The 23,997-nt window shown below is 32.6% G+C and carries 23 protein-coding genes, 3 tRNA genes and 1 other RNA gene; 20 read left to right on the top strand and 7 right to left on the bottom strand.

The genetic code is table 11. The features are described from left to right. Positions 1-7: 7 nt before the first annotated feature. The 9 genes from pcn (at position 8) to Q4Q55_RS01345 (ending at position 5,973) form a co-directional block, all read left to right on the top strand. A complete protein-coding gene (pcn, locus tag Q4Q55_RS01385) occupies positions 8-742 on the top strand; it encodes a proliferating cell nuclear antigen (pcna) (RefSeq protein ID WP_296804093.1) in 735 nt (244 codons plus the stop codon). Between the two features lie 58 nt (positions 743-800). Beyond that, positions 801-1,673 (top strand): hypothetical protein, encoded by an 873-nt coding sequence (locus tag Q4Q55_RS01380; protein ID WP_303371026.1) that lies wholly within the window; start codon positions 801-803, stop codon positions 1,671-1,673. A gap of 217 nt (positions 1,674-1,890) precedes the next feature. Next, positions 1,891-2,169, top strand: coding sequence for a 50S ribosomal protein L44e (locus Q4Q55_RS01375; RefSeq protein ID WP_292743332.1), 279 nt, complete (start codon positions 1,891-1,893; stop codon positions 2,167-2,169). A 9-nt stretch (positions 2,170-2,178) separates the two neighbouring features. Next, positions 2,179-2,358, top strand: a complete 180-nt coding sequence (locus Q4Q55_RS01370) for a 30S ribosomal protein S27e (protein WP_067044971.1) — start codon at positions 2,179-2,181, stop codon at positions 2,356-2,358. A 64-nt stretch (positions 2,359-2,422) separates the two neighbouring features. Continuing rightward, entirely contained in the window at positions 2,423-3,220 is a 798-nt protein-coding gene (locus Q4Q55_RS01365) for a translation initiation factor IF-2 subunit alpha (protein ID WP_303371025.1), read from the top strand. Positions 3,221-3,226: 6 nt separating this feature from the next. After that, positions 3,227-3,397 carry an RNA-protein complex protein Nop10 gene (locus Q4Q55_RS01360; protein WP_292821201.1) on the top strand — a complete coding sequence of 57 codons (171 nt, stop codon included), beginning with the start codon at positions 3,227-3,229 and terminating at the stop codon, positions 3,395-3,397. 3 nt (positions 3,398-3,400) lie between these two features. Continuing rightward, a complete protein-coding gene (locus tag Q4Q55_RS01355) occupies positions 3,401-4,171 on the top strand; it encodes a proteasome assembly chaperone family protein (protein WP_303371024.1) in 771 nt (256 codons plus the stop codon). Positions 4,172-4,201: 30 nt separating this feature from the next. Then, on the top strand, positions 4,202-4,762 hold the full coding sequence (locus tag Q4Q55_RS01350; protein ID WP_303371023.1) for a DUF2112 family protein: 561 nt from the start codon (positions 4,202-4,204) through the stop codon (positions 4,760-4,762). Positions 4,763-4,785: 23 nt separating this feature from the next. Continuing rightward, complete coding sequence (locus Q4Q55_RS01345) at positions 4,786-5,973, top strand: TIGR00375 family protein (RefSeq protein WP_303371022.1); 1,188 nt, start codon at positions 4,786-4,788, stop codon at positions 5,971-5,973. A gap of 2 nt (positions 5,974-5,975) precedes the next feature. On the opposite strand, the gene Q4Q55_RS01340 is transcribed toward Q4Q55_RS01345, so the two are convergent. From Q4Q55_RS01340 to Q4Q55_RS01330, 3 genes are all read right to left on the bottom strand, one after another. Next, positions 5,976-6,049: transfer RNA gene (locus tag Q4Q55_RS01340), tRNA-Arg, on the bottom strand. 54 nt (positions 6,050-6,103) lie between these two features. Beyond that, positions 6,104-6,177, bottom strand: a tRNA-Arg gene (locus tag Q4Q55_RS01335). A 90-nt stretch (positions 6,178-6,267) separates the two neighbouring features. Beyond that, positions 6,268-6,825 carry an endoglucanase gene (locus Q4Q55_RS01330; RefSeq protein WP_303371021.1) on the bottom strand — a complete coding sequence of 186 codons (558 nt, stop codon included), beginning with the start codon at positions 6,823-6,825 and terminating at the stop codon, positions 6,268-6,270. A 158-nt stretch (positions 6,826-6,983) separates the two neighbouring features. Between Q4Q55_RS01330 and frhA the strand changes: the two genes are divergently transcribed. Genes frhA through frhB form a run of 4 tightly spaced genes read left to right on the top strand, consistent with a single transcriptional unit; the run spans position 6,984 to position 10,492 of the window. Further along, positions 6,984-8,198 (top strand): coenzyme F420 hydrogenase subunit alpha, encoded by a 1,215-nt coding sequence (gene frhA, locus Q4Q55_RS01325; protein WP_303371020.1) that lies wholly within the window; start codon positions 6,984-6,986, stop codon positions 8,196-8,198. Positions 8,199-8,217: 19 nt separating this feature from the next. Next, positions 8,218-8,787, top strand: a complete 570-nt coding sequence (gene frhD, locus Q4Q55_RS01320; protein ID WP_303371019.1) for a coenzyme F420-reducing hydrogenase, FrhD protein — start codon at positions 8,218-8,220, stop codon at positions 8,785-8,787. After that, on the top strand, positions 8,787-9,629 hold the full coding sequence (gene frhG / locus Q4Q55_RS01315; protein WP_303371018.1) for a coenzyme F420 hydrogenase subunit gamma: 843 nt from the start codon (positions 8,787-8,789) through the stop codon (positions 9,627-9,629). Before frhD ends, frhG begins: the two co-directional genes overlap by 1 nt. A gap of 11 nt (positions 9,630-9,640) precedes the next feature. After that, complete coding sequence (gene frhB, locus Q4Q55_RS01310) at positions 9,641-10,492, top strand: coenzyme F420 hydrogenase subunit beta (protein ID WP_303371017.1); 852 nt, start codon at positions 9,641-9,643, stop codon at positions 10,490-10,492. A 96-nt stretch (positions 10,493-10,588) separates the two neighbouring features. Here the strand turns inward: frhB and map are convergent, their stop codons facing one another. Further along, on the bottom strand, positions 10,589-11,506 hold the full coding sequence (map, locus tag Q4Q55_RS01305) for a type II methionyl aminopeptidase (RefSeq protein ID WP_303371016.1): 918 nt from the start codon (positions 11,504-11,506) through the stop codon (positions 10,589-10,591). 101 nt (positions 11,507-11,607) lie between these two features. Between map and Q4Q55_RS01300 the strand changes: the two genes are divergently transcribed. The 5 genes from Q4Q55_RS01300 to Q4Q55_RS01280 all read left to right on the top strand — a co-directional run bounded on the left by Q4Q55_RS01300 (position 11,608) and on the right by Q4Q55_RS01280 (position 13,682). Further along, positions 11,608-12,015 (top strand): hypothetical protein, encoded by a 408-nt coding sequence (locus Q4Q55_RS01300; RefSeq protein ID WP_303371015.1) that lies wholly within the window; start codon positions 11,608-11,610, stop codon positions 12,013-12,015. A gap of 8 nt (positions 12,016-12,023) precedes the next feature. Next, a complete protein-coding gene (locus Q4Q55_RS01295; RefSeq protein WP_303371014.1) occupies positions 12,024-12,539 on the top strand; it encodes a hypothetical protein in 516 nt (171 codons plus the stop codon). A gap of 103 nt (positions 12,540-12,642) precedes the next feature. Beyond that, positions 12,643-12,717, top strand: a tRNA-Met gene (locus Q4Q55_RS01290). Between the two features lie 20 nt (positions 12,718-12,737). Further along, positions 12,738-13,020: RNase P RNA component (gene rnpB, locus Q4Q55_RS01285), an RNA gene on the top strand. Between the two features lie 110 nt (positions 13,021-13,130). Further along, complete coding sequence (locus tag Q4Q55_RS01280) at positions 13,131-13,682, top strand: DUF2115 family protein (RefSeq protein WP_303371013.1); 552 nt, start codon at positions 13,131-13,133, stop codon at positions 13,680-13,682. An 18-nt stretch (positions 13,683-13,700) separates the two neighbouring features. Here Q4Q55_RS01280 and dusB read toward each other — a convergent pair whose 3' ends face one another. From dusB to Q4Q55_RS01265, 3 genes are all read right to left on the bottom strand, one after another. Next, the gene (gene dusB / locus Q4Q55_RS01275) at positions 13,701-14,681 is read right to left on the bottom strand and encodes a tRNA dihydrouridine synthase DusB (protein ID WP_303371012.1); all 981 of its coding nucleotides are present in this window, start codon (positions 14,679-14,681) and stop codon (positions 13,701-13,703) included. 39 nt (positions 14,682-14,720) lie between these two features. Continuing rightward, positions 14,721-15,809, bottom strand: coding sequence for an acyltransferase (locus tag Q4Q55_RS01270; protein WP_303371011.1), 1,089 nt, complete (start codon positions 15,807-15,809; stop codon positions 14,721-14,723). A 123-nt stretch (positions 15,810-15,932) separates the two neighbouring features. Then, positions 15,933-16,781: a DUF1002 domain-containing protein gene (locus tag Q4Q55_RS01265; protein WP_303371010.1), complete on the bottom strand. Its 849-nt coding sequence runs from the start codon at positions 16,779-16,781 to the stop codon at positions 15,933-15,935. 306 nt (positions 16,782-17,087) lie between these two features. Here Q4Q55_RS01265 and Q4Q55_RS01260 point away from each other — a divergent pair, with 306 nt between their 5' ends. Both Q4Q55_RS01260 and Q4Q55_RS01255 read left to right on the top strand, forming a co-directional pair. Next, positions 17,088-21,857: a cobaltochelatase subunit CobN gene (locus Q4Q55_RS01260; RefSeq protein ID WP_368660128.1), complete on the top strand. Its 4,770-nt coding sequence runs from the start codon at positions 17,088-17,090 to the stop codon at positions 21,855-21,857. A 138-nt stretch (positions 21,858-21,995) separates the two neighbouring features. Further along, the coding region (locus Q4Q55_RS01255; RefSeq protein WP_303371008.1) for a right-handed parallel beta-helix repeat-containing protein at positions 21,996-23,997 on the top strand (2,002 nt) is incomplete at its 3' end.

Raw genomic sequence — 23,997 nt, 5'->3', positions numbered from 1 at the left:
ATTATTTATGTTTAAAGCAGAATTAAGTGATTCCAGTATATTAAAAACCAGTTTTGATGCTATTTCATCAATTGTTGATGAAGTACAAATTCAAACTGATAGTGAAGGCATGAGATTGGATGCCTTAGACCGTAGTCACATAACTTTCGTACATTTAGAGTTAAAATCTAGTTTATTTGACGAATATATTTGTGATGTTCCTGAAAAAATTAATATTGACACTGATGAGTTCATGAGAGTACTTAAACGTGCTAAATCTCAAGATAGAGTCTTAATGTCAGTGGATGAAGGTAATTTTATTATTACTTTTGAAGGAGATGCGACTAGGACTTTTAAAATAAGATTAATTGATATGGAATATGATAATCCTGTTCCACCTACTATTGAACATCCTACTAACTTTAAAGTTCGTTTCTCCATATTAAAAGACTGTATCAATGATATTGATATATTCTCAGATAAAATTGCTCTTCAAGTTGATGAAGATTACTTCATTGCATCTGCAGATGGTGAATTCGGTGATGCAAGCATTAAATATCTTCACGGTGAAAATATTAATGAGCATGCAAAAGCTTTATTCTCATTAGATAAGATTAGAGAAATGCTTAAAGCAGATAAATTTTCAGAGGAAGCTGAAATTAGTTTAGGTACTGATATGCCATTAAGTTTAACTCTTACTATGGTTACAGGTGATGGTAAGCTTAGTTTCTTGCTTGCTCCTAGATTAGAAACAGATGAATAATTTCATTTGTTTTATCTTTTTTTTATTTTAAAATTTATTTATTTAGAGATGGTATTAAGTGGATCAATTTTACAAAATTTTACGTAATGTTCAAAAAAAAGAGCGTAACAATAGTACTTTAGCTCGTGTAGATGAAACATTTTATAATGATATACATGAGTATTTAGACAGGTTAAAACAAGAAGCTATTAATGATCCTTTTTCTAATGTCCCTCAAATGCTACATGAAGCTCAAAGAATAGCCACTGAGATATGTGAGAGGAGAGAACATAAAATTACTGATGCGGCTGTTGTAAATATTCACAGGTCATATCATCTGTTCACTGGTAAACCACAATTTGATTTGATTGATACTACTCCTTTAAATTTAACTCCTGAAGAGGAAAAATTTTACTTTTCACTAATTGATACCCTAAAAAACCATAGGGGAAATATTTCGTTAGAAAAATTATCTGATGGTGAAGAAAAGGCAGATAAAAAAATCATCAAGCCAAAAGAAACCCAATCAAATACATTAATTGCTCCAAAATCTGTTAAAAGTGAGGATGAGGAGGTATTAAATCGATTGGATGAAATTTCCAAAGCCAAACCAATTGTTGAAAAAAAAGAATCCGTTGAAAAACAGATTATCAAATCTCAAAATGAAGAATTGAAAAAAGAAGTTTTTACCAAACCTAAAGTTCAAAGCGAAAATATTGAGGAAAATCCTAATGCTTTTGATGAAAATGAAGAGTTTTATGATTTAGAATCTAAAAGAATTGCTAAGGACAGTGAACTTGTTACAATGTTGGTTTTTGATGAAATTGGACCTATTGTGGGTGTTGATGAAAAGATTTATGGTCCTTTCAGACCTCAGGATTTAGTTACTTTACCTTTGGTAAATGCAAAAGTATTTTTCAAAAATCGTAAAGGTCGTCGAGTTAAAATTTAACCAATTGCCATTAACTTTAAATATCTTAATATATAGATATAATGAATGTATCTATTTGTGATAATAAAAAATTATATTTTTTTATAATTTGGATTTTTGCTGTCTGTAGACTTGATGCGTTACAATGCAGTTTTAATCTCTAACGTTTTCTAATTGAATTGATGTTTAGATAAATTCATAGATAGATTTATAATGACTTATTAATTACGGTGAAAAAATGAAAATACCAAAAGAAAAAAGAACATATTGTCCTCACTGTAAAAGACACACAATGCACGAAGTACACACTGCTAAAAAAAGAAAAGCTAGTGAATTAACTTGGGGACAAAGACAATTCAGACGTGTGACTGCTGGTTACAGAGGTTATCCAAGGCCTTTACCTGCTGGAAACAAACCTGTTAAAAAATTAGACTTAAGACTTAAATGTAAGGAATGTGGTAAATCTCACATTAAACAATCTTTCAGAACTGGAAAACCAGAATTTGTAGCAAAATAGGTGATTAACATGGTTAGTAAAGGAAGAGGAAACTTTTTAAAAGTTAAATGTTTAGATTGTGACAATGAACAAGTAATCTTTGACCGTGCAGCATCTGACGTAAAATGTATTATTTGTGGAAAAACCCTTGTCAAATCTCGTGGTGCTAAAGCAAAAATTACCGCACACATTGAAAAAGTTTTAAACTAGATTTCTAGTTTTAAACTTATTTTTTACTATTTTTTATAATTTTTTTATTAATGTTGGTGAGAGTATGGTAAGAAAAAGTCAAGAATGGCCTGATGAAGGAGAACTTATTGTAGGTACTGTTTATAAAGTTCTTAATTATGGGGCTTTTGCTAAACTAGAAGAATATCAGGGCAAAGAAGCTTTTATTCATATTTCTGAAGTATCTTCTGGTTGGGTAAAAAATATCAGGGATCATGTAAGAGAAAACCAAAAAATCGTTTGTCGTGTTCTCAGAGTAAACCCTAAAAAAGGACATGTTGATGCTTCCTTAAAAAGAATCCGTGAAGATCAAAGAACAAAAAAAATCCAACATTGGAAAATTGAACAAAAAGCTGAAAAATTTTTAGAATTATCTGCTAAATCTTTAGATAAAAGTTTAGATGAGGCTTATGATGAAGTAGGTTATGAGCTTATGGATATCTTTGGTGATGTTTATGGTGCTTTTGAAACAGCTTCTGATGAGGGCGCTGAATCACTTACTGAAGAAGGAATCCCACAAGATTGGGCTGATGCTATCACTGAAGTAGCTAAAAAGAATATTACTCCTCCTGAAGTTCATATTAGTGGTTATGTGGATATTGAAACTTTTGTTCCTAATGGTGTTGATGTCATTATTGCTGCTCTTAAAGCCGCTGAAGATAATGGTGATGAGGAAGAGGAAATAAAAGTTCAATGTGTTGGCGCACCAAGATATAGAATCACTGTTAAATCTACCGATTACATATTAGCTGAAAAAGCTCTCAAATCTGCTGCTGAAAGATGTATTGCAGTTGTTGAAGAATCTGAAGGTAACGGTTCTTTTTTAAGAGAGTTAGATAACTAGATTCTTATGAATATGAAAATGAATAAATGTCCCGAATGTGGGATTTATACTTTAAAAGATGCTTGCCCTAAATGTGGCGGGCAACTTAAAGTTATTTATCCTCCTAAGTTTTCAGTAGAGGATAAATATGGGAAATATCGTCGTATATTAAAGAAAGAATCAATGAAGGAGCAATAGGATATGAATGCCACAGAAATAACTATTTTAGAAGAAATCGAATTAGATAATCCTATTTTTATAGAGGCATTACCTGGTCTGGGTCATGTTGGTAAATTAGCTGCCGATCATATGATTGATGAATTTGAAGCAACTAAATTTGCTGAAATTTATTCTCCAACTTTCCCGCCTCAAGTTCTTGTTAAGGATGAGGGCGTAATTGGAAATATGATTAATGAATTATATTATCTGAAGGATGTTGGTGAAGATAATTTGGATTTGATACTTCTCGTAGGTAACACACAGTCCTTATCTCCGGAAGGTCAATACCTAGTATGCAATGATATCTTGGAATTTGTCAAACAATATGATATAAGCAGAATTTTTACATTGGGTGGAATGGCTACTGGTCAACCAATTGAAAATCCTAAGGTTTTTGGAGCAGCTACACATGAAGAAGATGTTGAATTATTGAAGGAAGCCGAAATTGAAATAAGATCTAATGATGGTGGAATCGTTGGCGCTTCAGGACTATTTTTAGGTCTGGCTGTTCGCCAGGGAATTCATGGATCTTGTCTAATGGGAGAGACTCCAGGATATTTCATTGATGCTGAATCTGCCGAAGCTATATTAAATAAACTTTCATTTTTACTTAATTTTGAAATTAATGTTGATAAATTAGAGGAAAGAGCTGAAGAAACCAGAGAAATGATTGCTAAAGCTCAACAAATGGAACAAGATTTAATTAATAAGGCTAATGCTGGAAATGCAGATGATTTAAGATATATTGGTTAATCAATATATCACTTTTAACTTTTTTTAAATATGAATGTTGTAGTCGTACCTGATGCCGCAATGATTGTAATTCCATTGATTGAAAAAAATGGACATACCTATTTATCTCCCTCAAGTTTTTCTAAATATGATAATAATGATATTTGCGAGGGCAATCTAAGTTTTGACAATTTAATTTCAAAATACTCCACTGATGAAATTCCATCCGGAGTTAAATCAAGGTTGTTCTTATTTTCAAAAGTAATCAATAAAGCTGATGCTGCAATAATACTGGGAAAAAGACCAGGAAATTCCAGTGGAATGTATGGTGCTTTAAATGAGTTGATATTATTCGGTTCAAGTTCTTGTAATAATGCTAAAATATTAGAAATTAAAATCATTGAAGATTTTAAAATCCCTACATTAAAACTTGCATATCCAACAACTCAAAAGCAAATTATTGATTTAATCAAAAGAACAGATTATTTTTTAAAAAATCTTGATGAAATTGATTCAAGTGTTAATGAAGATAATCTTGGGGTCGATTTAACTCCCAAAAGGGATACATTTTCGGTTGCACATTTAAGTAAAATTTTGGATAATTTAATATAAATTTAATTTTATAATTAATATTCATGTTGGTAAATGCAGATTTTCATGTTCACAGTTGTTTTTCATCAGCATCATCAAAAGACATGATAATTAAAAACATGGCTCCTAAATCTAAATTAAAAGGATTACATCTTTTAGGCACAGGGGATGCGTTTCATCCAGGTTGGTTAAACATTATTGAAGAAAGCACAATCTATTCGGGGGATGGAATTTATACTTTGGACGGAATGGATTTTGTTCTAACAACAGAAGTTGAAGGTAGAAATAGGATTCATCATTTGATTATCATTCCAAATATTGATATTGCACGTGAACTGTCTGAAAAATTGATTTCTAAAAATAAAAATACTGATGGCAGACCAAGAACAAGATACACTGGTGCGGAACTCTTAGAGATGGTTAGGGAATATGATTGTTTGATTGGTCCGGCGCATGCATTCACTCCTTGGACGGGGATGTATAAATCCTTTGACAGTATTTATGACTGTTATGATAAAAAACCTGATTTTGTTGAGTTAGGTTTATCTGCAGATACTTTTATGGCTGATACGATTAGTGAACTTAAGGATTTTCCATTTTTAACAAATTCTGATGCTCATTCTCCTTGGCCTCATAGGCTTGGTCGGGAGTTTAATACATTGGAGATTAAAGATATTTCATACTCTTCAATAAAAAATTCAATTAAAAAAAGAGAAATTAAAACAAATTACGGTTTGGTTCCAAACCTTGGAAAATATCACATGACTGCATGTATCAAATGTTTTAAAATTATAGATCCTGAGGTTGCTAAAGATAATAAAATGAAATGCAGTTGTGGCGGAACTATAAAAAAAGGTGTAGATTATAGAATTTCGGAGATTGCTGATTATTCTGAACCAAAACATCCGGATTTCAGACCGGATTATATTCATCTTATGCCTCTTGCAGAGTTAATATCTGCAGTTTATGGAAAAGGAGTTACTACAAAGACAGTTCAGGGTAAATGGCAAAAACTAATTGATGCTTTTGGTACTGAGATAGATGTTTTGATTAATTCCCCTATTGGTGAAATAAGTAAAATTGATTTAAATATTGCTCGGGTTATAGAATCATTTAGAAATAGGTCTATTGAAGTGATTCCTGGTGGGGGAGGCAAATATGGTCAAATTTTATTCGATAATCATGTAAAAGAAAGAAAACCAACGAAAACACTGACGTTGGATAATTTTTAATACGGACTTGGAGGGATTTGAACCCTCGATCTTAAGATTAGGAGTCTTACGCCCTTCCAGACTAGGCTACAAGCCCAAAAATATCATATTAAAGTTTTTAGTTTTTTTTAGAAAAAATAGTAATTTTTAACGGACCCGCCGGGATTTGAACCCGGGGTCTTCGGATTAGAAGTCCGACGCCCTATCCAGCTAGGCTACGGGCCCTTGAGTACAACAATAATTGATTTATTTTTTTTATTATATATATTTATCTGTTATTATTAAAAAAATAAAAAAGATTAAAAAATTTTAATCTTATCCTCTTCCTGTCTGACCTGTTGCATCATTAATCATAATACTGTCGACAGCTTCTCCATTTTCATTGTATACTGTGAAATACCAGTATCCACCAGAATAACTTACAGTACCAGCATAACATCCTTCTTGTTGAACTGCTCCATCTGCAATACTTTGTGCTTCAGATTGAGATAAATAAGTACCTGTTGAATAATCAGATGAAGAACTACTACTGTCTGAGGAATAATCGCTGCTACTTCCACTGTTTGAACTTCCACTATAATCTGATCCTGATCCGGATCCTGAACTTGAGCTGCCACTTGAACTTCCACTATCATCTGATCCTGGTCCTGAGCTAGAACTGCTGTCACTGCCAGATGTGGTTGCTACAGAAGATCCACTTCCATTAGTTAATGTGGTATTGTTTCCAGTTCCACTTCCGGGATTATCGTTAGCAGGCATACTAGATAAATCTGAAAAAATTGGATTGTTACTATTGGTTATTCCATATGCCGCTACTGCTGCTGCAATACATAACACAATAATTATTGAAATGATTATATTTGATTTTTCCAATATTATCCCTCCTAATAATTTTATTAAAGATAATAATATAATTAAGTTGTTTATCTCTTATATATATTTCTATCTGTATTTTTAGTATTACTTTATAAATATAATTAAACAAATATTATTAATGTTAGTTTCTAAGTTTTAAAATTGAGGTGACAAATTTGAAAGATAGAGTAGTTATATCCCCTACAACTCGTCAAGAAGGCCATGCCGAACTCGTCATGGAAGTTGATGATGAAGGGATAGTTACAAAAGGGATGTATTTAAGTATAACTCCTGTTAGGGGTTTAGAAAAGATGGTTCTTAACAAAGCTCCTGAAACCGCTCCTGTTTTATGTCAAAGAATTTGTGGAGTATGTCCAATTCCACATACCTTAGCTTCAGCTGAAGCAATGGACATGGCATTAGGAATCGAAATTCCTAAAACAGCTAAATTGTTAAGAAAAGCTGTCGCTGCAGCACATGGTATTAACAGTGCAGCAATTCACCACTTCTTAGTTGCACCTGACGTTGTCCCTGAGGACAAATTCGTAGATGCAGTTAACAGTGTAAGTGAAGTAAGAAAAACTGTTCAATATGTTGTAGATATGATTGCTGGTGAAGGTATTCACCCATCTGATATTAGAGTAGGTGGAATGGCAAGAAACATTACACCATTCACCAAAGAAAGATTAATCGAAAGAATGACTGCATTCAAACCAAAACTCGAAGCACACGTTGAATTTATCAAAAACTGTGTACTTGAAGCTGGGTTACCTAAAGATTTAGGTGTAGTTAACCAACCATTAATGGCTACCGATGCAACTTACGGTACCAACGATTTCGATATGGACAAATTCTCAGAAGTATTACCTGAAGCATGGTATGATGACCCAGACATTGGTAAAAAAGCATGTTCTGTAATTCCTTTATGGGAAGGAACTAATGTTGAAACTGGTCCAAGAGCAAGAATGGAAAAATTTGCAGGATTTAAAGATAAAGGTGTAGTTGCTCAACACGTTGCACGTGCTGACGAAATGATTAAAAACTATGAAGCTTGTATTGAAGCATTAGATGCAATTGATCCTGCAGCACCTGCGAATGTATCATACGATAAAAGAGGAACTGGTGAACTTGGATTTGGTGTTATTGAAGGTCCTAGAGGAACTGACGTACACATGGCTCAAGTCAAAGAAGGTAAAACCCAATTCTACTCTGCAATTGTACCAACTACTTGGAATATTCCAACTATGGGTCCTGCAACTGAAGGATTCCATCATGAGTTAGGTCCACATGTAATCAGAGCTTACGATCCATGTTTATCCTGTGCTACTCATGTAATGGTAGTTGACGATGAAGATAAATCCATTCTTAAAAACGAAATGGTGAGAATCTAAGTATTTGGAGGATTTATTAATGCCTTATGATTCGGATATTATCGTAATTGGATGCGGGAATGTATTATTTAAAGATGATGGATACGGTCCAGTAGTCATTAATATTTTACAAAAAATTTTTAATGATGAAAAAGACTATTATGATCCGGCAATTACTGACTTTGTTGAAAATGAGTTTGATAAGGATATTTTAAAAGACATTGAAGAAAAAGTTAAAGGCATAACATTACCTAAAGGTGTTCAATTTATTGATGGTGGAACTGCAGCTCCAACTAACTTTTTCCCGTTATATACTGATTATAATTGGAAAAAACTCATCGTTGTGGATGTAGTTGAATTTAATGATGAACCTGGAACTGTGGATATTTTTGATCCTAATGTTATGCAACAAGGAAAATACGATAATCCTCATGGTATGACTGTTGAGGATCCTCTTCGTGAAATTTCCAAAAAATGTGAAGTTGTAATTGTTGGTTGTAAACCTGCTGAAATACCAACTCCGGATATTGATATGGGTTTAACAGAACCTGTTGAAAAGGCTATTCCAGAAACTATAGATATTATTTTAAAAGAAATCGGGGTAAAATAATGTTTGATAAATTGAAAAAAGCTTTTGGTGGATCTGAAAAAGCAGAAGAACCAAAAGTAGAGGAAAAAGTTGAAGCTGCTGCTCCTGTTGAAACAAAAGCACCAGAAGAACCTAAAGCTGCTTCATCCAAACCACGTATTGGTTACATACACTTAAGTGGTTGTACCGGTGATGCAATGTCTTTAACTGAAAACTATGACATATTATCCACTGTTTTAACTGACATGATTGACATTGTATACGGACAAACTTTAGTAGACAAATGGATTCACGGTACTTATGCTGAAGAAATGCCTGAAATGGACTTATGTTTAATTGAAGGTTCTGTATGTTTACAAGATGAACACAGTGTACACGAACTTTTAGAAGCAAGAAAAAAATCTGGTTTAATTTGTGCATTCGGTTCCTGTGCAATGACTGGTTGTTTCACCACTTTCGCTCGTGGTGGTCAACAAGCACAACCTAAACACGAATCTTTCTTACCTATCAGTTCATTAGTTAAAGTAGATTTAGCACTTCCAGGTTGTCCTGTAGCTCCTGAAATGATTGCAAAAGCTGTAGTTGCATTATGTGAAGGAGACATGGCATACTTACAACCTGCTTTAGATAAAGCTGCATGTGAAAAAGGTTGTGGTTGTGACGTATTAACTAACATTATCCGTAACGGATTATGTTCTGGATGTGGAACTTGCGCTCTAGCTTGTCCAACAAGAGCTATGGGCTTTTCTGAAGGTAGACCTAGTTGTGACAGAGACAGATGTATTAAATGTGGAAATTGTTACACAATGTGTCCAAGAGCATGGTTACCTGTAGAAAGAATTAAAAAGGAAACAGGACTTTAGGAGGATTGAATATGCCATTAGGTACTTATAAAGAAGCACTCTCTGCAAGATCTACTGAGAAAAAAATTCTAGATGTATCACAAGACGGAGGAATTGTTTCAGCATTACTCTGTTACGCACTCGATGAAGGAATTATTGAAGGTGCAGTAGTAGCTGGAACTCCTGACGATGATTGGAGACCTATTCCTACTGTAGTAACTTCCGCAGATGAAGTTATCGCTGCAGCAGGAACCAAATATTCAATGTCCCCAACTTTATCCGCAGTAAAAGAAGCAACACGTCAATATGGATTAGAAAAAGTTGGTGTAGTAGCAACTCCATGTCAAACCCAAGGTTTAAGAAAAGCACAAGCTTACCCATTCACTAGATTTGTCGCTGACAAAATCAAATTAATTGTCGGTATCTACTGTATGGAAAACTTCCCTATGGCTTCTCTTGACACATTTGCAACTGCAAAATTAGGATTTGACAGCTTACAAGATGCAAGCAAAATGGACATTGGTAAAGGAAAATTCTGGTTAACCAAAGATGGAGAAGACTCTGGTTTAGCCATTAAAGAAACACACGGATACGAACAAGCAGGATGTAACATATGTATGGATTATGTTGCTGAATGGTCTGATGTATCAACTGGTTCAGTTGGATCTCCTGACGGTTGGTCTACTGTATTGACCAGAACTGATGACGGTGCAAACATATTCAAAGGTGCTGTCGCTGCTGGTTTAATTGAAACAAAACCAATGGACGAAGTAAAACCTGGTCTTCCTTTACTTGAAAAATTAGCTAAAGGTAAAAAAGACAAAAACGGTAAAGAAAGAGAAAGAAGGGCTAAAATGGGATTACCACTTCCTGTGGAATACTAATCCTTCTTTTCTTTTTTTTCTTTTATTATTTTAAAAATCAACAAAAATTCTTATTTTAAATTATAAAAAAATAGTTTGAAGAGGATATGCTCTCTTCTAAATTGTTGTAACAATACAACCTTCTTTTTCAACAACTACAGTATGTTCTTTTTGACTTACAAAACAACCTTTCTTTTCTCTAAGTGGGGAATATGGATAAATTGCCATGGCATCGGATAATTGTTTTAAAGCAGTATTTCCACGTCTTTCACCAAATTTATCTGTTATCCATCTTCCTGAAAATGGAACATGCTGATTATTGTTTTGGATGTATTTTAACACTTTTTGTGTACTTTTCATTCTGAAGGGCTTATTTGCCATATACGAGAAGATGTAATGGCCAGGTGCATCATTTACAATGCCCTCTCCATTTGTTGCAAATGGTTCAATTGCGATTGCTTGACCTTCTTCTAGAACATATCCGTCATGATTATCATAATTTGGTATTGAAATTCCAGCATGTAAATTATTTTGCTCTAAACTGTGCCCGGCTAAATTAAAAATAGGGTTTAGATTGTATTCTGATATGGCTTCATGCACTGCAGCTCCAATTTTTGCCACTTCAACACCCGCTCTAACGGTGGATATTGCAGCTTCCAGACCTGCAGCGGACGCTTCGACAATTTCTTCATGTAAATTAATCTCGTCTTGGGAGTAATTTTCATCAATGTTTCCTTCAGCGATTATAGTTACTGCAGAATCAGCAATATACCCATTAACCATTGCACCTAAATCCAATTTTACCATATCTCCCGCATTGATTAAAGTTTCATCATTTGCCGGAGAAGTATAATGTGCCGCAAATTCATTTATTGATACATTACATGGAAAAGCAATTTCTGCTCCAGTTTTTAAAATTTCACTTTCTACATATTCCACTAGGTCAATGACTAAAGTTCCATCTTTAATCATTTTTGAAGCTTCACTGCGAATATCTGAAACAATTTTTCCAGCTTTTATATAAGATTCCATCATAGATATTTACCTTCTGTATTAATAATTAATTTTATAATTGATAAAGTTTATATAATATTTTATATTCATTATATTGTATAAATTTAATCGGAGGTAATAATATGGATGTCCCTACAATTCCTGATCAAATGTTCTTATTAATTGTTTTGATTATTGTAGCAATTGTGCTTTTAATTATTGTATTCCAATGGAGAAAAGTTGCACAATCTAAAAATTCAATTTTAATGCTTGAAAAAGAAATTGAACTTAAAAAAATGTCTATGGTTGAGAAAGATATTGAATCCAAAAGATTAATGGATAATCCGATTCCATTGCCACAAGACAAACAAGATAGTCTTTCTGCAATAAGACAGTCCACTACTGATGTCAGAAGTGAAGTTGGTTATTTGCACACTGAAATTAATGAAAGATTGGCAAGATTGGAAGCTCAAACCGAGCAAAAGAAATTAGAAAAAATGCTCAAAGAAATTGAGGCTAAAGAAGCTAAACTTAATAAAATGAATAAATAGGGGATAATATGGAAGCTATTGAAGCTTTTGCAATAATAATATTGATTATTGCTATTATAATTTTAATTTATTATTATTTACTTAACAGCCCTGAAACAGCTCAAAAATTACGTAGTTACGTTCCAAAAACTGCTGATGCTCATATGGATGAGCTATTGGGTAAAAATTCAGATTATGATTTGACTAAAGAAGAACAGGCTGAAGAAGAGTCTGGCTCAATGAGTAAAAGGATTAAAGTTAAATTAAGTGATATAGACATGTCAGGTTTAAATACTGATGCATTTTCTCACAAAATTGATGCGTTTTTAGATGAAAAAAGCGATCAACTAATTAAAGACTGGTCTTTAGCTACAACCAATGATTTAGATGAATTGGAATCTAAATTCAGCGAAACCACAAGTCATGTTGATAGTTTGGAGAAATCTTTTGATGAATTTAAAAAATCTTCTGAAGAATTCCAAAAAGTCACTGAAGAGAAATTGGATGATTTAGATAAAAGAATTGAATCTTTGGAAAATAATTAATTTTATTTTCTTAATTTTTTCAATTTTTTCTATAAATATAGAAAGGTTTATATATTATCTTTATTAAAATTATATTATAGTTTTATACTATTTTTGTTCGTATAGCAGGGTGGGGTAGTCTGGTGATCCCGCGGGGCTCATAACCCCGAGATCCCTAGTTCAAATCTAGGCCCTGCTACTTTTAATTAATATTTTTTGGCAAGTTAAAGACAGCTGCTGGTTTATTTTAAACTAAGGAAACTCCGCCCATCACACAGAACTATGGCGTTGAAAAACGTATACTGAGAAGTATGACTCTGGAGCAGAAACGACACGTCTTTTAATGGTTGACGATGATATTAAATTGAGGACATTAAAAGGAACGGTGAAACGGCCATTCCATAGGATGCAAGAGCAAAGGTGCCGATGACAATCTGTATGAGGCAAGGTAGCACGCTAAGATGAATGCTGTTAAACAGAAGGTGGGTTACTCTTAACGGGCCATGAATATTAATTATTTTCTTATTTTACTAATTTTTACATTAATTAAGTTTACTTCCCTAACATATTAAACAAAAAAATATTTTTAATTCATAAAAATAATATACTACTATGGAATCTAAAGATATTCTAATAGAATTAAAGGAATTATCCTCAAAAAATTCTATTAAAAAAAGCGAATTGATGGGAATACTTAAAAAATATGCACATACAATTAGTGTATATGACTTAATGGAGCTTTCTGAACGCATGAGAAAAGAAGGTGAATATCTCGATGAAGAGTATCGTGAACACTTCCTGGAAATTTATATTAAAAATTTCATATTGCGCATAAATGAACTCATCGCTTTAAAGGATTATGATGATTCAAATATTGATAAGGATTCCTTTGATGAAACATTCCCTATTCTTGAGAGAATGTTTGAAAAAGAGGCATTGCCGGGTTTTGAAGGAGATAAATTCCCATTAGTTTATGCTGTCATTTCATTGTATGTAACGTATATCACAGAAGAGCCAATACATCATGTTGGAAGCGAATTTCCTGGAAACTTGAAAGTTGAAGAAATTAATGGTGAATATTTCTGTCCAGTTAAGGAAAAGCATATGGATAATGTCAATGCAACTTGTCATTATTGCATTGCTAAACAAAATCCTAACATTTAACATGCTTAAATGAGATGGTTAACGAGCAACGGATTTCTTGTAATCTTCAAGCAATTCATATAACTCCTCTTTTGTGTGAATTTTAAATAATTTTGGCTTAATTTCTACACTTCTATATGAATTCTTAAGATAATATGCTGCATGTGTTCTCATTTTATGCACTGCCACTTTTTCGGGCAATTTTTCAGAAAGTAGTTCAACATGCCTTTTTATCATTGCTATTTTTTCATCAAGAGTTACTTTTTGCGGTTCAATTCCACTATCTAAATAATCAATACATTGCTTGATTAACCATGGATTTCCACGAACAGCTCTTCCAAGCATAATTGCATCACAACCCGTTTCATCAATCATCTTTTTTCCATCATAACATGACCAAATATCTCCATTTCCAATGACAGGTATGGATACATGGTCTTTTACATCATGTATTAATGACCAATCTGCTGGAATGTCGTATCGGTCTTCTCTTGTGCGTGGATGAACGGTAATGGCTGATGCTCCGGCATCTTCAATAACTCCTGCAACTTCAAGGGCATTTATACTTTTTTTATCCCATCCGCTTCTTATCTTAACTGTCACTGGTATATTTGCAGCATCTACAACTGTTCTTACTATTTCATCGATTTTATCAATGTTTTTTAAAAGAGCACTTCCTGCATTGCTTTTAACTGCGACTTTGGTTACAGGACATCCCATGTTGATGTCAATGATGTCGGGTTTCATTGTCTTTGAGATATATTCCGCCGCAATTTCAAATGATTCGGGATCTGCTCCAAATATTTGCTGGGAAATCGGTCTTTCCTCTTCGGTCATGTATAACATCTCTTTTGTTTTCCAGTTGCCATACATTAGAGATTTTGATGAAACCATTTCCGTTTCAATAAGACCACAACCCATTGATTTGGCAATTCTTCTAAAAGCAGAATCACATATTCCGGCCATTGGTGCTAAAACAACCTGATTGTCAATTTTTACATGGCCTATTTTCCATTTCATAAAAATCACGATAAAAATAAAAAAAGAGAGATTTTGGAATTACACTCCACATAATCTCTTTAAGACAGGTATCTTGCTTAATATTAAGATTAATGCCCATGAGCAAACTAATGTTAAAACTAATGTAAGTGAAGTATAAACAAACTTCTGAGATTTTAGTGGTGCTAATAAAATGTAAAATCCATATTTAACTATCATATGGGATAAATAGATTCCGTAACTGCACACACTAACTGAAAAAATTGCTTTTCCTAGTTTGCTGGATTCTAATTTGTTAATTATCCCATCACTTTCTGAGAAACATCTGAATGCAAGGAATGTTGAAAGTACAGCGATAATGTTTAATATGTTGAATTGGGATATTGAACCATAGCTTTTGATACTTAATGAATGTGATGTTAGCAATAAAATTTCAGCACTATAAAATGCGATTGCAATTATTAGGAATAGGGCCAACAGTTTGTTATAACTTAAATTAACATATTTATTGTTATTCAAATCACATCCGGATAAATAATATCCCATTACTGCAAAAATGAAATAATACAAGTAATTATATGGTTTTGATTTAGGTATTAAATCAATATTGATTAAAACTATTAATATTAAACTTATTATCAAAGCAATTTTTAAAGTATTTTCGTAACGTTCATTGAGCTTATTGATTATGAATATTATAACATAGGTTACCAGAATCATTGGCACAAACCAAAAGAAGACGGTTTTTCCATCTGGATTGATGTTGAACACACTAAAAATCAAATTGCCGATAGTGCCGTAATCATAATAGTTCTGGCCGATATATTGTAAGAAAATTACAAATAAAATGAATATTATTCCCCAAAATATATATGGAACCAAAACCCGGTTGAGTCTTTTTTTTGCGAATGTAATAAGCGAATCTTTTCTACCAATTAGTAAACATCCACTAAGGACTACAAAAAGAGGAACTCCTAAATTACGCAGCATATTTAAATAAACGGAATAATACCAAAAATTTGAACCAAATAGGCCTTTTGTACTTGCAAATGATGCGAAGGTATGGCAAGCAATAATACAAATGATGGCAAATGCCCTTATAATATCATAATAAAAAATTCTTTTCTTAGCAGATTTAATTTGATTCATATTAATATATTTGTGGATATTATTAATATATAATTTGTAGTATTATCTTAATGTATTTTGGATATCATTAATAATTTGTAGTAATATCTTTAAGAAATTTTAAAAAAAGAGGTTGGGAATATTTTAGTTAAATATTCCTCCTAATATGTCATTTGTTGAATCACCAGTATCCGTACTGTTTAAAATTTCAGATACCTGAGTTTCGTAATTATTGATGTCTCCTTGAGCATTTTGAATTTGTTCAATTGAGCTTGCAAGATTTTCGATATCATTATTTGTAATGTTAATGTTGTTGTTTATTGTGTAATTGTTAATAATGTTTACAATAGTCTGATGATCTGTAATGTTTTCTTCTTGCACGGTTTCTTTGACATCATCCACTAAGTCAGATAACTTATCAGCGCTAACGTTTGAATTTTCAACAATTTCCGCTTGTGTGTAAATCTCTTTATTTGCTGCTTCTTTTACAGTTTCAGGAATTTCAACATTAGTGGCTTCTTCATATGAGTTCATTATTCCTGCAAGTGCGGATTCTCCTGTTGCAGTTACTGGACTAGTTACATAAACATGTCCACTTGTAATTCCGGCTGATTTCAATGCGGATAAGTACATATCTCCAGTTATGGTGGTGATTTTTGATTTGTCCACACTAACTTCGAGATTGTCATTATCATTAAGGTCAACAAGTGCTGAGGAAAAAATCTGACTTGAGTCATAGGTTTTTCCTGTTATTGTACTTGAAATTTTGTTAACTTCACTAGCTGTAATAATTTTTTCAGCGACATTATTTAAGTCTAAGCTGGTTTGACTTTTAAAAAAGGAATCAACGTCAGCTTTATAATTTGTATTCGCATGAGTAGTTTCACCATAGGTTATAACAACTGAATTGGCTTCACCTGAAAAACCTGCTGGTATAACCATACCTATCAGGATTATAGATAAAATAACCATACCAATAGTAATCTTACGCATATTATCACCTCTATATAATAGCACACTTTATATATTTGATTTAGTATTTAAATGTATCTTATTTGTATATTGAAATTAAATAAGTTTTTATTAATTTTAGTATTTTTTAAATATCCTCAACTAAAATTTAAATATGTTAAGTGATTAAAATAATAATTATATAATATAATACGAGGTGAAACTTTGAAATCAGATAAAAAATTGTTGTTCACATTAATTATTGCAATAATACTTTTATTTTCTATAGGCTGTGTATTTTCAGCAGATAATGAAACAATTGAAGATGCTGTATCTAGTTCACCTCAAATTGATGATGTTCAAGATAGTTTATCTGTCCAAAAAATTGAGAATTCCAGTGATGAAATTCTCTCATCGGATAATCTTGGTGGTGATGTATTATCATCAAATAATAATGTAATTAAGATTTATGTAAAAGATTCATTCAATGAAACCGGAAAAACTTGGGATGAAGATGGGTTCATTTTACCGGGTGCAACAGTTAAGGTTTTTGATTCATCAAATAAACTGATTTCTACTCAAAAAACTAATTCTAAAGGAGTTGCAGAATTTAAAAACATCGGATCAAGCAAATATTATTTGGAAGTTAGTTACTTGTCTTATGAACCTATTAAAATAGATGTTGATTTAACAAATAAAAATGACGTTACATACACCCTTAAAGATGTGATGTTTGTTCCGGATATCTTGTTGTTGGTTGACTACAATTCCCACAACGAAAAAGTTGATTTACTAATGAACATGTCCAGACGTGTTGCATACATCAGCACTACCAACTTTGATGAATCAAGAGTTTGGTTAGCCGAATATGCTAATTATATACACATTGACATGTTTGCTGAAAGTTCATCATATAACAAGTTCACAGCATCCTATTTAAAGGTTATTTTAGCTAATTCTCCTGCAAATATTAATTATAAGGTTGCATACACTTTTGGTGTTTATTCACAGGAGATATTGAATGCAACTGGTTTACATATCATTGGTGCTAATCCGAATAATAATAATTATGACACCATAGAAAACACTTACATCGGATCTTATTTCCAGGCTGAAGACATTCAGGATTCTGATGTTTTAAAAACTAATATGGAAAATTACTTTAAATATGTCTGTTATTTAATCAATCCTAATAAATATACAAATCCAACTTTAACAGAAGAAGGAATTCCTTTAATGAGTCCTGAATGCGGATTCTATCATCCTGATTTGGGAATGTATACTCTTGTTCCTGGTGCTGATTTGATACATCAATGGATTACACAAAATCCGGGTTATACAAAAACCAGTGATGGAAGCTTAAATTGGATGAAAGAAGAATATGAATATTGGGTTGAACATGCATTAAATCCTACTGATTTGTTCAACAGATTTGAAAATGATTTAAAATCCAAGCTTAATCCGGATAAAAAAGTAATTGCTATTGCAACATATTACTGTGGTGGGGATGTTGTTGATTCATTAATCAGAAGTTATTCTGCCAATGGTAGGGTTGCATTTAATGTGTTTAAGACAAGTACTAATCCATCAATGTCTTCAATTTTAAACAGAGTTACAAATGCTTCTATTCTAGGTATTTCAACTATTACTTCATTGTATAGTTGGTCTTTAAGTTATGCTAATGGGTCTGCTGAAGGAGATTTATCTGAAATTGATTTGACTGTTCTTAAAGGAGTTAATGAAATTTCTGAATATAGTTATAATAGTGAACTCGGTCCACAAATTGAATGGACTTATGCGGTAACTTTCCCAAGTTTTGAAGGCGTATTCGGTCCGGTAATTTTATCTTATGTTGATGGTGAAGGTAAGACTCATGTAATTCAATCCGGTGTGGACAAAATGGCTAAATTGAGTTGTGGATGGGCTGATTTGAAAGATTTAAATAATTCTGATAAAACAATAGCTATTGTTTTGTATAATTATCCTCCGGGTAAAGCAGAAATTGGTGCATCATATTTGAATGTTACTCAAAGTACTTATGAACTTCTTATCAAGTTATATGAGCAGGGATATGATACTGGTGGGGATATAAGGAATATCATGACTCCTCGTCAATTGGAAGATATTATTTTTGGAATGGGTAATAAGGGGTCTTGGGCTTCTGGTTTACTCAACCAATATGTTTTAAACAATTGGGGTGCATTAGTTCAACATAATCAATTAATATCCACCAAAGATTATCGTAATTTAATAAAAGGCCTTCCTCAGGATTTAATTAAAAATATGACTGACTATTGGGGATCAGGTTTGGGGCCTTCAATGGTGTATAATGGTACTGATGAACAGTACATGGTTGTTCCGGGAATCTGGTTCGGCAATATATTCATCACTTTCCAGCCAAGTAGAGGTTGGGAAGAGATTAAAACTGTTGAAAATTACCATGATTTGACACTGCCACCAACACAGTATTATGTGGCATTTTATGAATGGTTAGACCAAACCGCCAAGGTAAATGCAATTATTAATATGGGTACTCACGGTACTATTGAATGGTTGCCAGGCACAAATTTGGGTTCAGTTGAAGGAGATTGGACATTTGAATTGACTTTAACTCCAACTATCTATCCCTATATTGTTTCAAACCCTGGAGAGGCTATGGTGGCACGTGATAGGATCGCAGCGATGTTAATTACACACATGACTCCTGCAATGGTAACTTCTGGCTTATATGGTAATTATACTGTGTTAAATAATTATATTACATATTATAAAGACCAAGTTAAACTTAATGTAACTGCTAATGCTGCGGCATACAAGAAAAAAATCATAGATTTGGCTCCAACATTAGGATTTAGAAAATTCAACGAAAAAAATGAAACTTTTGATGCTTGGCTCGATGATTTGCATCTTTATCTGGAATCTATGGGTGATGATTTCATTACTTATGGTCTTCATTCTTTAGGTAAAATTTTAACCGGCAATGAACTGGTTGAAGAAGTTGTTACAATTACTATTTCACAAACTAAGATATATAATTATATAATGGAATTCTTATATCCTCAATTTAAAGGAATGAATTTTTATAGTGATATTGACGGTAATCTAAATTATTTAACTGAATCTAATAAAATTAAACAATTTTTAAGAGATTATGTTGCATATCTTGTTAATGGCAGTTCTGTCAGCGAATTAAACGAGAGATTTGGAATTAAAGTAAACAGCTCATTATATAATGCAACATTATATGCTGAACAGGTAATTGTCAATATTCAAAATAACAATGAATGGAATGCTATTCTAACTGCATTGGAAGGAGGTTATGTTCCTGCAGGTTTATTTGCAGATCCTTCTTATGGGGATTCAATACCTACTGGATATGATGGATATGCATCTGACCCTTCAAGAATGCCTTCTGAGGCAGCATATGAATCCGCTGTGAATATTGTTGATTTATTACTCGCTAATTATTATGAAAAACATGGGAAATGGCCAGAATTAACTTCAATTATACTTTGGGGTACTGAAATATCAAGAACTGAAGGTATTGGTGTTGCAGAATTCTTATACTTCCTGGGATGTAAACCGGTATGGGCTGATAATGGTAAGGTTATTGGCGTAAGAATGCTTCCGTTGGAATTTCTGACTGTAAAGCTTAATAATGGTACTGTGGTTCACAGACCTAGAATTGATGTATTTGCGAGTATCGTAACAAACAATAGGGATTGGATTAACTGGATGGTGACTGCTGTAAATTTGGCTGCTTTTGCACCATATGAAAATGAGACTAACAATTATGTTATCAAACATTATGCAGAAAATCCTTCTCTGGATAGATTATTCGGTCTTCCGGGCAATGTATTGGAAGGAACAGGTATGTCTAACCTTATTCCAAATACTGCGGATTGGAATATTGATACAATAAATGAGTTTGCAATGGATGTTTACTTGTCAAGAGTATCCTATTCATGGACTATTGATGAAAATGGCAATCTTGTAATTTCTAATCAGAAAGATAACTTCATATACTTGCTTAATAAAACTGATTTGATAACTCAAAACTTTGACAGTACTTGGAGACTATTCGATTCAGATGATTATTATGACTGGTTTGGCGGGTTATATAATGCAGCTACTGTATTGAGAAATCAGTCAGGGTTATCCAGGCCTGACACTTCATTTGTGGATATAAGGGTCAAGAATAAATATGTTGCAAGAACCTATGAGGAAGAAATCGAATATGAAATAAGAACCACTCTTTTAAACCCTAAATATTATATGCCTCTTATAACCGGTGGTGGTACCGGAATGAACTCATATGCGGCAAGGTACCAGAACATGTTTGGAGGTTTGACTGTAAGTAATAATAAATTGAATGCTGAATTGGGAAATCAATTGGCTAATGAACTGCTAGGAATGAATGGTTATATTGATGGTGCAACTACGTCAGCAGGTTATCAGACTTCACTTGCATGGATGATTTATCTGGCAAATCAGGGAACCTGGTCTGGAGATGCCAAAACTGTTCAAAAACTGGTTGATGAGTATATGAATCAGGTAATTCAATATGGGGTTGCATGTTGTCACCACACCTGTAAAAATCTTGAATGGAATTCTAAAATTATTCAAATGAGTTCTTTAACTCCTTCTAAAAAACAACAGTTTTCAGATATTTTAGCTCAAGCAACAAACACTGATCCTTTATATCAAATGGAAACCCAAGAGTCTACAAATGGCAATGCAGAGGGTTCATCAAACGGTAATTCCAATTCTGGTTCAGATAATGGTAATGCCAATCAATTAGCTAATGGAACTACTCAAAAACAACAGTCAAGTGATGGATTCAGTGGAAAAACTTCTGCAGGTAATGATGGGGGTCAAACCGGAGAAGCCAAAACTGCTTCAGAATCTCAGGATTCAAGTTCATCTGCTTCATCCGCTTCAGCAGGTGATTCAGGTAATTCCAAAGCATATGAACTGTCAGAACAATCCACTTCCAAATCTGCAACTGCAACAGAATCCAGTATGCCGATGTTTGTTATTATTGCTGTAATTATATTGATTGTAATATTTTTAGCAGGTTATCTTAGAAATCCGAATGATGAATATGATGATTATTAATTAATCATTTACTTTTTTTTTAAATTTTAGAAATTTTTAAATATACTTTAATTATAAAATTAATAATATAATAGATTATTATTAAAGTTTTGTTTAATAAAGCTTTAAACTATATTTGAATTTAATGTGAGGTATATCATGGTTAAAAAAATTAATTTTATATTAGTTTTATTGCTGCTATTTATATCAATAAGTGCTGTTAGCGCAGCTGATGATTTAAATGCTACATTGGAGAGTAGTGATGAAACTTTTCATGATTTAAGTATTTCAGATGAAATAATATCTGATGATACAACTAATAACGAGGTTTTAACTTCTTCTTCACACACAGTTAATGCAGATAATTATAATAATTACTTTAACAAAAAAGGAGAGTTAGTTTCAACCGATGTTAAACAGGGAGATATAATTAATGTAGACGGAGATTTCTCTAAAGTGAATTTTACATTTAGGGTGCCGGTAAATATTGTAGGTTCAAGTTCAAATAATCTTCAAAACTGTGTATTTACATTATATGATGGTGCTTCTGGAAGTAACATATCCAATTTGAATATCGCAAATACCAATAACTATAATTATGGTGTATTCTTAAATGGTGCTAGTAATTGTTTAATTAAAGGATGCACTATTGTAAATACTGGAGCATCTTCATATGCAATCTGTATTGCAAATAATGCTAATTACAATAATGTTACAGATAATAAGTTGACTTGTTATGGGTTAACTTATGGTCATGGGACAAGATCCACACCTCCTTTAATCATAAGTGGGGCTCATTATAACAATATTGCAAATAATGATATTGGCTGTGATGATGCAAATGCGATTTATTTATCAAGTTATTCCGGCGGCCCTTTAAATGGAGGGGAATCTAATTATAATGTAATTTACAATAATACGGTTAAATATAATGTATTACCTACTTCTTGGAGTTTTGGTATTCAAATAATGGGTAAAAATAATATTATTGACTCTAATACGGTTATTGGGGCGTATAGAGGTGTTTCAACTTCAGGTGCAGGTAATACTATTATTAACAATAAAATTATTAACATTACTGGTGCTGATTTTAATAATCCGACTGTTGAAGCGGGTGGTGAAACAGCTATTGTTGGTTCATATAGTTCTGTTGTTGTGAATAATACTGTTTTAAATGCCAGACTCACTTCATCAAGTTCTGGAATTTCAGTTCTTGATAATTCAATTGTTGAAAACAATACTGTGCAAGTATTGGGAGGATCCGGAATTCATCCGCAAGGTTCATACATTTCAATTATTAATAATAATATTTCCACAATTTCTGGTGCAGGTGTTCTTATTAACACATTGGCATTTAATTTAACAATAATTGGTAATACTATTGTAAGTCAATCTGGTGTGGGGGTTTTAGTTCAAAAACTCAGTTCCAAAAAGATGCCTGGAAATTTAACTGTTATAAATAATTATATTTCTACTGAAAATTATTATGCGATTGATGCAAAGGATGCTAATTCTAATACTGTTAATGTACTAACTCCTAACAAAGGTAATGGGCATGTTAGAACTCCTGAAGGAGAATATGATGCTTCAAAACCAATATACAACTTTAATGGAACAATCTATACGGTCACTCCAGTTAATTATGATAATTATATAAGTGATAATGGATATTTGTCAGCTAATGTTAGTGATGGAGATATTTTATACTTTGATGGTGAATTTTCAAATAAAACAATATTCATCAATTCTGCAGTTAAAATAACTGGTAAAAATCCTATATTTAATAATGTTAAATTTAAAGTTTACACTGATGGTGTTTGGGTTGAAAACTTAACTATTAAAAACGATAAGATCTCAAACGGTTGGGGAGTTCTTGTTTATAGAACATTTGGAGCAACAATCACCAATTGTAATATTGAGGTATATGATAAAAATGCAGCATATGCAATATATGTTGTAGAATCAAGTAATATTGATGTAATTGGCAATAATTTGACTTCATCCGGTAATTATCTCACTTACACATTACTTGCACATACTGTTGAAGACTGCAGATTCATTAACAATACTATTTGCACTTACGGAACATCAGAGATATATATCAACGGTGGTGAAGTTTGTATTGAGGGTAATGAAACATGCATAGACGGTTCTGAAAACT

Source organism: Methanobrevibacter sp., from assembly GCF_030539555.1.
In the GTDB taxonomy this organism is placed as follows: domain Archaea; phylum Methanobacteriota; class Methanobacteria; order Methanobacteriales; family Methanobacteriaceae; genus Methanocatella.
Note: the sequence above shows the minus strand (reverse complement) of the source record. Positions and strands in the feature narration are given on the sequence as shown.

Bases quoted from the DNA above. Each gene is read 5' to 3' on its own strand.
- frhG (WP_303371018.1), top strand. From the start codon at position 8,787: ATGTTTGATAAATTGAAAAAAGCTTTTGGTGGATCTGAAAAAGCAGAA.
- Q4Q55_RS01360 (WP_292821201.1), top strand. From the start codon at position 3,227: ATGAATATGAAAATGAATAAATGTCCCGAATGTGGGATTTATACTTTA.
- dusB (WP_303371012.1), bottom strand. From the start codon at position 14,681: ATGAAATGGAAAATAGGCCATGTAAAAATTGACAATCAGGTTGTTTTA.
- Q4Q55_RS01270 (WP_303371011.1), bottom strand. From the start codon at position 15,809: ATGAATCAAATTAAATCTGCTAAGAAAAGAATTTTTTATTATGATATT.
- map (WP_303371016.1), bottom strand. From the start codon at position 11,506: ATGATGGAATCTTATATAAAAGCTGGAAAAATTGTTTCAGATATTCGC.
- Q4Q55_RS01295 (WP_303371014.1), top strand. From the start codon at position 12,024: ATGGAAGCTATTGAAGCTTTTGCAATAATAATATTGATTATTGCTATT.
- Q4Q55_RS01265 (WP_303371010.1), bottom strand. From the start codon at position 16,781: ATGCGTAAGATTACTATTGGTATGGTTATTTTATCTATAATCCTGATA.
- Q4Q55_RS01355 (WP_303371024.1), top strand. From the start codon at position 3,401: ATGAATGCCACAGAAATAACTATTTTAGAAGAAATCGAATTAGATAAT.
- Q4Q55_RS01370 (WP_067044971.1), top strand. From the start codon at position 2,179: ATGGTTAGTAAAGGAAGAGGAAACTTTTTAAAAGTTAAATGTTTAGAT.
- Q4Q55_RS01300 (WP_303371015.1), top strand. From the start codon at position 11,608: ATGGATGTCCCTACAATTCCTGATCAAATGTTCTTATTAATTGTTTTG.
- frhD (WP_303371019.1), top strand. From the start codon at position 8,218: ATGCCTTATGATTCGGATATTATCGTAATTGGATGCGGGAATGTATTA.
- Q4Q55_RS01350 (WP_303371023.1), top strand. From the start codon at position 4,202: ATGAATGTTGTAGTCGTACCTGATGCCGCAATGATTGTAATTCCATTG.
- Q4Q55_RS01280 (WP_303371013.1), top strand. From the start codon at position 13,131: ATGGAATCTAAAGATATTCTAATAGAATTAAAGGAATTATCCTCAAAA.
- Q4Q55_RS01345 (WP_303371022.1), top strand. From the start codon at position 4,786: ATGTTGGTAAATGCAGATTTTCATGTTCACAGTTGTTTTTCATCAGCA.
- Q4Q55_RS01375 (WP_292743332.1), top strand. From the start codon at position 1,891: ATGAAAATACCAAAAGAAAAAAGAACATATTGTCCTCACTGTAAAAGA.
- frhB (WP_303371017.1), top strand. From the start codon at position 9,641: ATGCCATTAGGTACTTATAAAGAAGCACTCTCTGCAAGATCTACTGAG.
- pcn (WP_296804093.1), top strand. From the start codon at position 8: ATGTTTAAAGCAGAATTAAGTGATTCCAGTATATTAAAAACCAGTTTT.
- Q4Q55_RS01365 (WP_303371025.1), top strand. From the start codon at position 2,423: ATGGTAAGAAAAAGTCAAGAATGGCCTGATGAAGGAGAACTTATTGTA.